The organism is Cytobacillus sp., from assembly GCF_032154635.1.
GTDB lineage: Bacteria > Bacillota > Bacilli > Bacillales > Cytobacillaceae > Cytobacillus.
In genome coordinates this window covers 239,271-251,924 of record NZ_JALDXW010000001.1, presented here as the reverse complement: position 1 = coordinate 251,924, position 12,654 = coordinate 239,271, and the positions used below count along the sequence as shown (strand labels likewise).

Annotated in this window: 16 protein-coding genes; 2 read left to right on the top strand and 14 right to left on the bottom strand. The window is 37.7% G+C overall.

Annotated elements, in window-relative coordinates; translation table 11 throughout:
• Positions 1-2: 2 nt before the first annotated feature.
• From resA to RUH74_RS01320, 9 genes are all read right to left on the bottom strand, one after another.
• Positions 3-527 (bottom strand): thiol-disulfide oxidoreductase ResA, encoded by a 525-nt coding sequence (gene resA, locus RUH74_RS01360; RefSeq protein ID WP_313798441.1) that lies wholly within the window; start codon positions 525-527, stop codon positions 3-5.
• A 157-nt stretch (positions 528-684) separates the two neighbouring features.
• Complete coding sequence (gene rluB / locus RUH74_RS01355; RefSeq protein ID WP_313798440.1) at positions 685-1,404, bottom strand: 23S rRNA pseudouridine(2605) synthase RluB; 720 nt, start codon at positions 1,402-1,404, stop codon at positions 685-687.
• 168 nt (positions 1,405-1,572) lie between these two features.
• Positions 1,573-2,109 carry a spore maturation protein gene (locus tag RUH74_RS01350; protein ID WP_313798439.1) on the bottom strand — a complete coding sequence of 179 codons (537 nt, stop codon included), beginning with the start codon at positions 2,107-2,109 and terminating at the stop codon, positions 1,573-1,575.
• A 5-nt stretch (positions 2,110-2,114) separates the two neighbouring features.
• The gene (locus tag RUH74_RS01345; RefSeq protein ID WP_313798438.1) at positions 2,115-2,702 is read right to left on the bottom strand and encodes a nucleoside recognition domain-containing protein; all 588 of its coding nucleotides are present in this window, start codon (positions 2,700-2,702) and stop codon (positions 2,115-2,117) included.
• Positions 2,695-3,840 carry a D-alanyl-D-alanine carboxypeptidase family protein gene (locus tag RUH74_RS01340; RefSeq protein WP_313798436.1) on the bottom strand — a complete coding sequence of 382 codons (1,146 nt, stop codon included), beginning with the start codon at positions 3,838-3,840 and terminating at the stop codon, positions 2,695-2,697. The genes RUH74_RS01345 and RUH74_RS01340 overlap by 8 nt, the downstream gene beginning before the upstream one ends.
• A gap of 100 nt (positions 3,841-3,940) precedes the next feature.
• On the bottom strand, positions 3,941-4,831 hold the full coding sequence (locus RUH74_RS01335) for a superoxide dismutase (RefSeq protein ID WP_313798435.1): 891 nt from the start codon (positions 4,829-4,831) through the stop codon (positions 3,941-3,943).
• A 145-nt stretch (positions 4,832-4,976) separates the two neighbouring features.
• Positions 4,977-5,396, bottom strand: a complete 420-nt coding sequence (locus RUH74_RS01330) for a hypothetical protein (RefSeq protein ID WP_313798434.1) — start codon at positions 5,394-5,396, stop codon at positions 4,977-4,979.
• A gap of 129 nt (positions 5,397-5,525) precedes the next feature.
• Positions 5,526-6,113 (bottom strand): SMC-Scp complex subunit ScpB, encoded by a 588-nt coding sequence (gene scpB / locus RUH74_RS01325; protein ID WP_313798559.1) that lies wholly within the window; start codon positions 6,111-6,113, stop codon positions 5,526-5,528.
• A complete protein-coding gene (locus tag RUH74_RS01320; protein ID WP_313798433.1) occupies positions 6,109-6,870 on the bottom strand; it encodes a segregation/condensation protein A in 762 nt (253 codons plus the stop codon). Before RUH74_RS01320 ends, scpB begins: the two co-directional genes overlap by 5 nt.
• A gap of 200 nt (positions 6,871-7,070) precedes the next feature.
• Between RUH74_RS01320 and RUH74_RS01315 the strand changes: the two genes are divergently transcribed.
• On the top strand, positions 7,071-7,166 hold the full coding sequence (locus tag RUH74_RS01315) for a YjcZ family sporulation protein (protein ID WP_313798432.1): 96 nt from the start codon (positions 7,071-7,073) through the stop codon (positions 7,164-7,166).
• Between the two features lie 119 nt (positions 7,167-7,285).
• Positions 7,286-7,822, top strand: a complete 537-nt coding sequence (locus tag RUH74_RS01310; protein WP_313798431.1) for a DUF309 domain-containing protein — start codon at positions 7,286-7,288, stop codon at positions 7,820-7,822.
• A 9-nt stretch (positions 7,823-7,831) separates the two neighbouring features.
• Here RUH74_RS01310 and RUH74_RS01305 read toward each other — a convergent pair whose 3' ends face one another.
• From RUH74_RS01305 to RUH74_RS01285, 5 genes are all read right to left on the bottom strand, one after another.
• On the bottom strand, positions 7,832-8,203 hold the full coding sequence (locus RUH74_RS01305) for a GNAT family N-acetyltransferase (RefSeq protein ID WP_313798430.1): 372 nt from the start codon (positions 8,201-8,203) through the stop codon (positions 7,832-7,834).
• Between the two features lie 466 nt (positions 8,204-8,669).
• Entirely contained in the window at positions 8,670-9,989 is a 1,320-nt protein-coding gene (gene lysA, locus RUH74_RS01300) for a diaminopimelate decarboxylase (RefSeq protein ID WP_313798429.1), read from the bottom strand.
• Positions 9,990-10,131: 142 nt separating this feature from the next.
• Positions 10,132-11,613, bottom strand: a complete 1,482-nt coding sequence (locus RUH74_RS01295; protein ID WP_313798558.1) for a spore germination protein — start codon at positions 11,611-11,613, stop codon at positions 10,132-10,134.
• A gap of 1 nt (position 11,614) precedes the next feature.
• On the bottom strand, positions 11,615-12,193 hold the full coding sequence (spoVAEA, locus tag RUH74_RS01290; protein WP_313798428.1) for a stage V sporulation protein SpoVABEA: 579 nt from the start codon (positions 12,191-12,193) through the stop codon (positions 11,615-11,617).
• Between the two features lie 54 nt (positions 12,194-12,247).
• Positions 12,248-12,646, bottom strand: coding sequence for a stage V sporulation protein AB (locus RUH74_RS01285; RefSeq protein WP_313798557.1), 399 nt, complete (start codon positions 12,644-12,646; stop codon positions 12,248-12,250).
• Between the last annotated feature and the right edge of the window lie 8 nt (positions 12,647-12,654).

Here is a 12,654-nt window from a genome sequence, read left to right as displayed (position 1 = left end):
GCTTATGGTTGAACTAGTTCCATTAACTCTTTAATCATTTCTTCCGTCAATTGACCTGTGTGATATTTAACCACTTTTCCATCTTTATCAATCATAAATGTTGCAGGAAGTGCGCCAATTTTATAGGCAGTCTGAACTTGTCCGTCTTTATCAAGTACAATCGGAAAAGTTAATTGATGTCTATCAGCAAATTTACTTACTGATAGCTCTGACTCACCTACGTTTACAGCTAATGTTTGTACACCTTTGTCTTTAAATTGTTTGTACTGGTTATCCATATACGGCATTTCTTTTTCACATGGCTTACAATATGTACCCCAGAAATTAAGAAAGACACCCTGACCCTTGTAATCCGAAAGACGATGCTCTTCTCCATTCAAGTCCACAAGAACAAAATCAGGTGCTTGTTCACCAACAACAACCTTCTTAATATCATCTTTTGTAAAATTTGCATACAAGGTATAAGCGACAGCTGCACCTAAAATGAGCAAAATAATCGTTCTCATCACTAAACGACGCTTTTTCATCACACTCTCCCCTTTAGAAAAACGCTGTGCGTCTTTAAAACGAAACAGCCGATTTTTATTATACCATTTATCATCATTCTAATAATGTTTACAATTTGAAGTAACTGTGACTTTTCTATGAAATTTCCCTTAATTGTTGAAATTTAACGCCATTTACTTACGATTTTGATAGCGCGCGCAACTGCTTGACTTCATGTGCTGTTAATTCTCTTGCTTCTCCCGCTTTTAACCCTTGGAGTGTTAAGAAGCCGTATCTTTCCCTTTTTAATTTAAGGACTGGATGACCGATAGCTTCGAGCATCCTTCTAACCTGTCGATTTCTTCCCTCATGGATTGTTAATTCAATAATTGCTGTCTGCTTTTTCTTGTCAATTGAAAGCACTTTTGTCTGCGCAGGGGCTGTTTTCCCATCCTCTAAGCGAATGCCTTTTTCAAGGCTTCTCATTTTCTCTCTTGAAGGAATTCCCTTTACCTTGGCTACGTATACCTTTTCAATTTCATTCTTTGGATGCATGAGCATATTAGCAAACTCCCCATCATTTGTTAAGAGCAGCAGGCCAGAAGTATCAAAGTCTAGACGCCCCACCGGGTAAATCCGCTGTTCAATTTGCTGAAAAAAATCAGTTACTACTTTTCTTCCTTTATCATCCGTTACACTTGAAATAACGCCTCTTGGTTTATATAAGAGAAAATAAACCGGCTCCTCCCTTTCCACAGGAATGCCATTCACTTCTACTCGATCTGAAGAGGAAACCTTAACACCTAGCTCCTTAACTGTTTTTCCATTCACCCTTACATGGCCTTCCTTAATGAGCTCCTCCGCTTTCCTGCGAGAAGCAAATCCAGCATGGGCAATTACCTTTTGCAATCTTTCCATTTATGTCACCCCAACTATTACTTAATAAGGATTATACCTATTTCCATCCTTATGAATTATGACATAAATCATTCCTTTTTCAAAGTAGACGTTTTTTTCAAATAATAGCATTAAAAAAAATACCTATTATTTTAGGTATTTTTACATGTTTTTATCATCTTAGTCTTTTCATATCCTCCCAAAAATAAGTGTAACTACTACAATGGCTGCGATGATTCCGATTAAATCTGCCAATAGACCTACCTTTAAAGCATCTCCCATTTTTCTGATTCCTACCGCACCAAAATAAACAGTTAGTACATAAAAAGTTGTGTCTGTACTGCCTTGAAGAACAGATGCTAACCTGCCGATAAATGAATCTGGGCCATGAACAGCAATAAGATCACTTGTGATTCCAAGTGCAGCTGACCCTGAGATTGGACGAATGATGGCGAGCGGAACAATATCAGGCGGAACACCTATTGCTTCTAGTATAGGGCGAATGAACTCCATAAAATACTCTAGTGCTCCAGAAGCACGAAAAACCGATATGGCAACAAGCATTCCAACAAGAAAAGGAATAATCGAGACTGCGATCTTTATTCCTTCTTTTCCGCCTTCCACAAACCTTTCATAAGTGGGTACACGTTTTACCGTCCCATATATTAATATAAAACCAATTAGAACAGGAATAAACCAGAGGGAGATAACCGATACAACTTGCATATGACTCATCCTTTTCTCGTTCTTCTATAATGAAAATACCGGTCAATGATGATCGCGCCTATTGCTGAGCAAAAGGATGCAATTAACGTAGGACCGACAATCTCTGTTGGGGATGCGGATTCATATTTCATTCGAATAGCAATAACCATTGTTGGAATAAGCGTGATGCTTGACGTATTAATGGCTAGAAAGGTTATCATTGAACGGCTGGCGATATCCAATCCACCATTTAACCTTTTTAGTTCCTCCATCGCCTTAATACCTAACGGGGTTGCTGCATTGCCAAGTCCAAACATATTGGCCATCATATTAGAGAGAATGTAGCCCATTGCTGGATGATCATTCGGTACCTCCGGAAATAGCCTCTTTACAATCGGTCTAAATAGGAGAGACAATTTTTGCAATAGCCCAGCTTCCTCAGCAATTCTCATCATGCCTAACCAAAATACAAGAACACTGATTAACCCAATACATAAAGTAACTGCTTCTGCTGCACCATTAAAGATCGCTTCATTCACTTGATCCATCGTTCCGTTAACCATGGCAAAGATAATTCCAATGACTGTTAGGAATACCCATATAATATTAACCATCTATTTTCACACCAATCATCACGAGAAATATGTTTCTGAATTGCTCAAAAAACGATTGCTTGGCTTGTCTATCAGCATATTTATAATATATTGGCATCCTTTTCACTTGCTGTTTGTCAAAATAAACAATCACTTGTCCAACAATTTTAGGGGGATTATCTTCCCATTCTTTTTTTGGCTTCTTCAGTTTGTATTCAATTTTAAATTGCTTCTTTTCCTTCGATGTCACCGGATAATCAAAGCTATGCTTAACATAGACCTTCTTTTTATAAAATTTATCCTTTATTTGCTCGATCTTTCCTTTTGGCAAAACCTCTACTAAACGATAGGTGGTAAAACCGGTCTCATACATTTGAATATGGTCATTCCAATCATCAGGACCATTTAATGTTACAGCAATAAAGTCGAGCTCACCTTTGGTGGCTGTCGTTACTAACGTGCGCTTCGCACGTTTTGTATAGCCTGTCTTTCCTCCTGTTGTATAGCTGTAAAGCTCTGTAAGCAGTCTGTTCTTATTCTTCCACTTTCGATCCCATTTCTCAGTAGGATGCGGCGCATTGTGAACCTTCGTACCTGAAATTTTCTGGTACTCTTTATTATTCATCGCATAACGTGTCAAGAGTGCCATATCATAAGCTGTTGACAAATGATTTTCATGGTCATCCAGCCCATGCGGATTGGCAAAATGAGTATTCTTCATACCGATTTCTTCTGCCTTTTGATTCATTAAATAAACGAAACCATCCAGACTTCCACCAACATGCTCTGAAATAGCAACAGCTGCGTCATTTCCAGATCGAAGCATTAATCCGTATACTAAATCCTCTAACTTTATTTTTTCACCAGGAATTAAATAAATAGAGGAACCTTCTGTATGGACCGCTTTCTCACTTACCTTTACCCATTCATCCATTTTTCCCGATTCAATGGCTAAAATAGCCGTCATAATCTTTGTAATGCTTGCAATTCTCATCGGCTTATTTGCATTTTTATCATATAGTACCCGACCAGAGCTTTGCTCCATTAAAATGGCACTTTGTGCGCTAACAGAAAAAGAAGCTTGCGCCCTTAGTGGAATAAACGCTATAAAAATGGCGGCTATTAATGGAAAGATCATCAGCTTTTTCATCTTTTTCATTGCAGTCTCCTTCACTGGTTTGTACAATTTTATGCAGGACAAGTATTGATATGACAATAAAAGGCGAAAAACATAGATTGTTTTTCGCCTTTTATTTCTATTAAAATGGTTTCCATTTAAGCTCAGAAGCTTTCATAAACCTTTGTTCAACATCCTTCCAATTAACAATATTCCACCAATTTTTCACATAGCTGGCACGGTCATTTTTATATTGCAGATAGTAGGCATGCTCCCAGACATCCAATACAAGCAAAGGAATCGTATCCCATTGGGTTAAAATCATATGCCTTTCGGATTGCAGTATTTCCAAATGATGCGCCCTTGGTGACCAAACTAGTACAGCCCAGCCCACACCTTCGACTTGCTTCGCTGCTTCTGTGAATTGCTGTTTAAATGCTTCGAAACTCCCAAAATATTTTTCTATTGCTTTTAACAGGCTGCCTGAAGGCTTTCCTCCGCCTTTAGGAATCATATTATTCCAGAAAATCGTATGAAGGTAATGCCCTGATCCATGAAAAGCAAGCTCTCTAGACCAATGCTTAATTAAGGAAAAGTCACCCGATCTTCTTGCTTTATTTAGCTCCTTCTCTGCTTTATTCAATCCATCAACATAAGATTGATGATGCTTATTATGATGTAATCGCATAATTTCCCCTGATATATAAGGTTCTAATGCATTGTAAGCATATGGCAATGGAGGCAATGTATGAGCTCCTGCTGCAATTTGAGGTGGATTGACATAAACACTTCCTAGCTCCTGCCTTTTCGTGAAATACTCCTCCATATCCATATGCAGTTCTTCCACATGATTCTGAATCTCCAACAATGCCTCGTTGCTTAATGGATTTTGAATTCCCTCCATAATATCAGTCATTCGGTCCATTTTCAGCCATAGCTCATCGTTCTCATCAACGTTTTCTGATTCGAGAAATGTTCGCAGTTCCTTATTCCATTTAAACACATCTTGGATATAATCATTCATTTTACTCATGCGATCCCTCTTTTCTTAATAGTCCCTTTCTATAGTATGAATAGCCCAATAAAATATGCTTTTTCCTGTAGAATGTAAATATCGCCAACTATATACTTTTTAATAAAGAAAAAAACAACCATCAAAGGCTGTTTTTTAAGGATTCTTATTGGGGCTGAACGATGTACTCCAAGGGTGAACGAAGATTAAAGCTCTTCTTCGTTTCTAAATCCTCAAATATCCCAGGAAGCTTCGTGTAATCAATATCTTGAAAATACGATGCAAAATCTAGCTTTGAATTAATGTAAACACGCTTTCGGTGGCGAAAGCCAGGATTTTTCAACAAACAAATAAGAGCCACGATGTCTTTAAATTCAACCTCCTTGGATCCTGCTTTAAAAATGGTGCTCCCTTCAAATGGAGTAAACTCAGACATTAGTTCATCAAAATACCGGACATATAGAACGTGTAAAGTCTTTTCTTGTCCATTTTCCTCAAAAGTAACCTCACTTCGATTGAAGAAATCCTCTGACGTATTCGATTTTTCCTTTTCCAGCTCATATCCCTTGCATTGTTTAATAAGCATCTTAACCCCTCCACAACAATTTTCCCCATATGTAAAAATGAAAACGATATAGAAAATGCTTCATTTTAAAAATTAAGCATTTTTTTACAAGTATATAGTATCATAAATAGATTCAATTGTATGAAAAATTCAAGAATCAATTGTTTCTTGAAACTTATCAAAAAACAAATCGGCTTCTTCCAGCTGATAATCGTCTTCTACCTTTTCTGGAAGCGGTGGCAGCTCCTCGATCTTTTTTAAACCAAAATAATCAAGAAATTCTTTCGTTGTGCCATATAAATAAGCTCTTCCTGATCCCTCTGCTCTACCCACTTCCTTAATGAGCGCTTTCGCCATAAGCGTATGTATTGGCCGCTCTGTCTTCACCCCTCTTATTTCCTCAATTTCCGCTCTTGTAATCGGCTGTTTATAAGCAATAATTGCCAGTGTTTCTAATGCTGCTTGGGATAATGTTGATGCTTGCGGAGTAACGACAAGTCTTTTTAGATAGGCTGAATTTTCTTTTTTCGTAGCAAGCTGGAAGGTACCTGCTAGCTCGATAACTGTGATGCCTCGCATGTCATCTTTTCGATAATCTTCCATTAATTCTTTAATAATTTCTTCAGCTTGCAACTCATCTACTTCGAGAACAAGAGCCACCTGTTTTAAAGTTAGCCCTTCATCCCCTGCGGCAAATAAAAGGCTTTCAACAATCCCTTTCCAATTGATAATATTAATATTCATTTCCTCCTTCCATAGCACTTACATAAATTTCCGAAAAATTTCCATCCTGCTCAATAATGATTTCTTGACGTTTCATTAGCTCTAACACCGCTAAAAAAGTAACGACAATATTTTCACGGTCAAGAACAGGAAAGAGCTCATAAAAACTTTTTCGTACCTTGATTTGTCTTAAATCGTCAAGAATTTCTGCCATTCTCGTCTCGATTGGGATTTCTTGACGTGTTATTTTCGTAGATAGCGGCTTTTGCAGTTTTTGTCTTCTTAATAGTTTTTGGAGTGCGCCAAGCATATCATACAACGAAACGTTTAATTCCGTTTTTTCCGGTTGAATGTCTTTGGCATAATCGCTTAAATCGCTTGGTGGCTTTGTAAACATCAAGCCCCTCTCTTTTTCCATTTCTTTAAAATCAACTGCTGCCTCTTTATATTTTCTGTATTCAACTAATCTTTCAACAAGCTCTTCCATCGTGTCTTCTTCAGGTCCTACACCAAATTCATCGTCAAGCAAATCTTCCTCGTGCTTTGGGAGAAGCATTTTGCTCTTAATCGCTAGCAAGGTAGCTGCCATAACGAGATATTCACTTGCCACATCAAGCTGCAGCACTTGCATCGTATGGATATATAATAAATATTGCTCAGTAATTTCTGCTACTGGAATATCATATATATCAATTTCAAGCCGATTTATTAAGTGAAGAAGCAAATCAAGCGGTCCTTCAAACGCATCAATCTTTACATTATAATGTTCCATTACTACTCACCAAAATTTCCTCATTAAATTCCTCATTAAAGACTACTATAGTATAAATTATAAAGGTGAGCTATCCAATAGAAAAATATTAGAAATGCGAAAGCGCCTTATATAAATTTTCTCTTCATTCGCCCATACATTTTGGTATTTGCCTACATAAAATGATATTGAAACAACAAAAGAAACAGGAGGTATGATGTATGTCTAAAGGACACATTGGATGCGGAGGAACAGGGTTTGCTTTACTTGTCGTTTTGTTCATCCTGCTGATTATTGTAGGAGCAGCTTGGTGCTAAGATAATATGTATACATGACCCGGTTCATGCCGGGTTTTTTGTTTGCTTGAAAACTATTGCTGAATTTTTAGACAAATATTCTGTGGTATGATAAACATATATTTATAGGAGGTGGCGAGTTGTATCCAAAAGCGTATATTGATTACTTAATACATTTTCATGGGGATAGAGATTATTTCGAATGTCATGAAATCTTAGAGGAATATTGGAAAGAGGTTGATCCTAACAATAAGCAGTCTATTTGGGTAGGTCTAATCCTCCTAGCCGTGTCAAATTACCATCATCGGCGCGGAAATTTTCCAGGTGCCGAAAAGACGATAGCTAAATCAATTGCTATCTTAAAAAATGAAAAAAGACAGCTGCTTCAGTTAGGAATTGATACAGAACAATTGATGAATGACCTGCCTTTAAAACATGAAGATATCTCCTTACAAATTCCCTATACTAGCTATATGATTCCAATAACTGATCCGATATTAATTGAAAGCTGCAATGCAGGCTGCATCGATCGCGGTTTCATATGGGGATCAGCTAGTGACTTGAATAATAGGGAAATCGTTCATCGCCATTCCTCTAGAGATCGAAGCAGTATTATTCAGGAACGGTTAGATGCATTAAAAAAGAGCCATTCACCAACACATAGAAAAAGGCAGTGAATAAAATAATTACTCACTGCCTTTTTCTATATGAATTGTGAGATCACATTTACTTAAGAATGATTCGGTATTTTCATTCGCTGTGATTTTTTTGTCTGGGAATAATTCTTGTAGCGCTTTGACCATCGACTTCCCAATTCCTTGTTGCCTATGAGAAGGATTGACTGAGATATGCTGAATCATAGCTGAGTCTTCATTCATTAGAACACCCATTAATCCAATAATATCTTCCCCTGCTTTCCAAAGAAATAGTTGCAGGTTCTCCTCACTTTCATATTGTTTCATCGTTTGCTGGAGCTTCTTGAGATCTTTTTCATTTGGCATAAAAGATAACAAACCCATAGCAATCTTTTCGAAAGTTTTTTTATAACGAATTAACATTTTTATCCCTCATTAGATTTTAGCATTCCATCTTAATTTTCCCCAAAAATTTAATATTTCAAACTGTAATAATATAATATATGTACGCCTCATTAGTTTGTACACTAATGGCTGATCTTTTAGCTATATACTGATACTAATCATTGCTTTTCTGGGGGTCTACTTAGATGGAACGATAAAAAACCAATAATAAAGTCCCCATGCTAAACTCATCACGATTAATAAAACAAAAAGAATCCAATTGCTTTTTTTCATAAAACCTCCTGTAACAAAATCATTACATCTTCACACATTCAAGGATTAGTTCTATTCTACACGAAACCTTTCAATTTTTCCATTCTACACTAGTAATTAATACGATTAAATACAAAAAAGCCTGTAGAAAGCGAGCTCAACACCTGACCCAATTGGCATGCTCTTCATTCTACAAGCTTTTTTCAATATGCATGAATACATTCAACAACTGTTAATTACTAATTTTTTCTTTGATTGATACATCCATTCGAATAAGATCCTCATACGTTTCTCTTCTTACAACGAGCTTTGCTTCCCCATTTTCTACAAAGATGACAGGCGGTCTAGGAATCCGATTGTAATTATTTGCCATCGCATATCCATATGCACCTGTGCAAAAAACTGCCAGCAAATCATTATGATCCGATTTTGGAAGTGGGATATCCCATATGAGCATATCACCTGATTCGCAGCATTTTCCAGCAACAGAAACAGTCTCCTCTGCTTTTTCTAATGCTCTATTAGCTAAAATAGCTTCATACCTTGCTTGGTAAAGAGCCGGTCTAATATTGTCGCTCATCCCGCCATCCACGGCGATATATTTGCGAATGTTAGGAACTTCTTTATTGGAGCCTATCTTGTATAATGTCGTACCGGCATCTCCCACAAGAGAACGGCCTGGTTCAATCCATATTTCAGGCATTTTCATTGCAAAATGATCGGCCTGCCTTTGCACTTCCTCTATAATTTCTTCAACATATTGACCTGCTGGCAGAGGATGATCCTCATTCGTATAGCGAATGCCAAAGCCTCCGCCTAAGTTTAACACCTTTGTTTCAAAGGCGTATAACTTTTTCCATTCATTCAGTTTCTCAAATATTTTTTGTGCTGCTACTAGAAATCCAGCGGTTTCAAATATTTGTGAACCGATATGACAATGCAAGCCGAGCAGTTCGATTTTCGAGGACTTTAAGGCCACTCTCATTGCCTTTTCTGCTTGTCCATTTTGTAGGTCAAAGCCAAATTTAGAATCTGCCTGCCCAGTTGTAATATATTCATGTGTATGCGCTTCAACTCCAGGTGTAACTCTTAAAAGAATTTTCGCGTTCACTTCCATCGCTTCACAAATCGATTCAATGAGCTCTAATTCATAAAAGTTATCGACAACAATACAGCCAATTCCATGTTTAAGAGCCATTTCCAGCTCTTCTTTACTTTTGTTATTCCCATGAAAATGAATTTTTTCAGGGGGGAATTCAGCTGCTAAGGCTGTATATAATTCTCCGCCGGAAACAACATCAAGTGAAAGTCCTTCTTCTTCCGCAAGCTGGACCATAGCAATCGTCGAAAATGCTTTGCTCGCGTACGCAACTTGAGCGGTTACTCCTAGTTTTTCAAACGTATGCTTAAAGCCTCTCGCTCTTTCCCTAATTAAAGAAACATCATATACGTATAAAGGTGTGCCAAATTGTTCGGCTAGCACTACAGTATCCAATCCGCCTATCTCCAAATGCCCCTTGTCATTTACCTTCGATGTACCGTTTAAATGCATGAACCTACCTCTTCCCTTTAAGCTTTTATTAATTAGAAAATAGACAGTATCTTTATTAGAAACTGTCTATTTTCTGTCGTATTTTGTTTATTAATTTTAAGAAATTTTAACACAATTCTGTTAAGTCCGCAATAAGTAGATATCATTTTGAAGTACTGTTTTTTGGCGGCTGCTTATAACGGTTTGTCGTATGGACAATACTTGGACGTATACTCGAACCAGGTACAGATGCACGAACGAATATTCGCCATAATGCCTTCGGATGAAATGGGATAAACGGCCATAAATACGGTATGTTTAATGGCTTCATATTCGCAAGGAATAGGATAAATATCGTAATCCCAACAACAAAGCCCGGGGTGTGAAATATTGCAACCAGGACTAAAAATAATAACCGAAAGAGCTTGTTAGCGATACTTAATTCATAACTTGGAGTTGTATAAGTTCCAATTGCAGCAAGGGACACATACAAAATAACCTCTGGAACAAATAAACCAACATCAATGGCAATTTGTCCGATTAAAACAGCTGCAATTAAGCCCATAGCTGTAGATAACGGAGTTGGTGTATGAATGGCAGCAATCCGAAGCAATTCAATTCCTATTTCTGCAAGAAATAATTGAATGATCACGGGTATATTGGTTTCTTCATTAGGTCCAATAAATGAAATACTTTCGGGTAAAAGAGAAGGCTCCAATACAAACAAAAACCAAAGCGGCAGCAAAAACAAGGATGAAGCTACCCCAAGAAAACGAATCCAGCGTACAAATGTACCTACTGCCGGCGATTGCCGATACTCTTCTGCATGCTGTAAATGATGAAAATATGTTGTAGGTGAAATCATTACACTTGGTGACGTATCAACAAATATTAAAACATGCCCCTCAAGCAAATGAGTTGCCGCAACGTCTGCTCGCTCTGTATAGCGGACAAGTGGAAAAGGATTAAATCCTTGCTTTAATAAAAATTCTTCAATTGTTTTGTCGGCCATTGTGATACCATCGATTTGTATGGCAGCAATTTCTTTTCGGATTACGTCAATTAAATCAGGATTGGCAACATCTTTAATATATCCTATTGCCACATCTGTTTTTGATCTTTCACCAACCCTCATAATCTCAAAGCGAAGCCTTTCGTCACGTATCCTTCTTCGTGTTAAGGCAGTATTTATGATAATATTTTCTACGTATCCATCCCTTGATCCCCTTACTACCTTTTCCGTATCCGGCTCCATTGGTGTTCTGCCTGGATAACTGCGGACATCAATGACTAATCCATGGGTAACCCCTTCCATTACTACAACAATCAGCCCTGATAGCACTTGATCCACAAGCTCATCCATTGTTTTTATTTTAGTTACAGATTGATGGACTAACCTATTTTCAACTATTTTACTTATATTTGCTGATAATTTTTCGTTGTCATTGATTGCAACAAGCTCTTCAACAATTTCAATAATAAATTGGGTATCTGTTAGTCCGTTTACATAATAAAAATGTACATCTTTTCTAAGAATGATGAGTTTTCGAACACCTAAATCAAAACTATCCCCCAACCCAATTCTATTTTTCATATACGTTTCAATTTCTTCCACTGAATCAGGAATAGGCATTTTATTTTTCATTTTATTGTCTGCCACGATAACCGCTCCTTTCCAATACGAGTTCTACGGCTTTCTTCGTAATTGGCGAGCCAATTTCATAATGGTCTTTTTTCGCCATTTTTCCTACATCACCAATTCCAACTTTAATGGGGACGTCTATTTCATCGAGACAATAGACCGTGTCACCATAAAGTCTTCCTTTTTCCATTTCTTGAAGCCCATATTTATCGACTCCATAAGGAGTTAATTCTCCATCACGGTCAATACAAACATCCACTTTTGCCCATTCAGCCTGTCTTGTTTTTGCAGCAACTGCAATAATCCCAAGTACATGAATATCTTCATGAGCTGCTACATACTTTAACGCGCGCTCCCCCGCTCCTTCACCTACAAAACCGCTATCATCAAACATGACAAACACGGGGTCATGCGGTGCTTTTTTTATCAGCTTTACAATTAGGGGGCCGTCTAAGGTGGTAGGATTTCCGTGGGATAAGGAGATACATCTGCCCCCGATTTCATTGGCAATGTGTTCGATTGATTTTCTAGCATAATCATCTCCATCTGTAATTAAAATTACGTGCCTTCGATGATCCTCCATGTTCTATTATCCTTTCATCATAGGTTGATACAGCCTTCTAATCACTATTTTTTGCTACTTATCTACAAAATAGATCCACTGAAAGAGTGAACCTACAATCTTGCCAAGCACTATGGCCATTAACAAAAATACAATTTGTCCATCTATGCCTACTCGCTTAGCAAGAATAGGCAGGACATTTAGCACTTCCGTCAATGCTGCCGCAATCATACCTACGAATATCCCGGAAGCCAAGCCTATCGGTACTAATAGATAGGATGTGAGGTGAAAGATCGGATCCCATAACGTACTCATTCCACCAATGACAGCCCCCATTACTACAGCCCATTCATAAAACCGGATCATTTTCATTGTTTTTGTCAACTGCATAAGCCTTGGGATCACACCTAATACAGACAGAAACGCTACGAACCCAGAGCCTACTGCTAATCCCCCAGCAAGACCGACAAACATGACTAAGA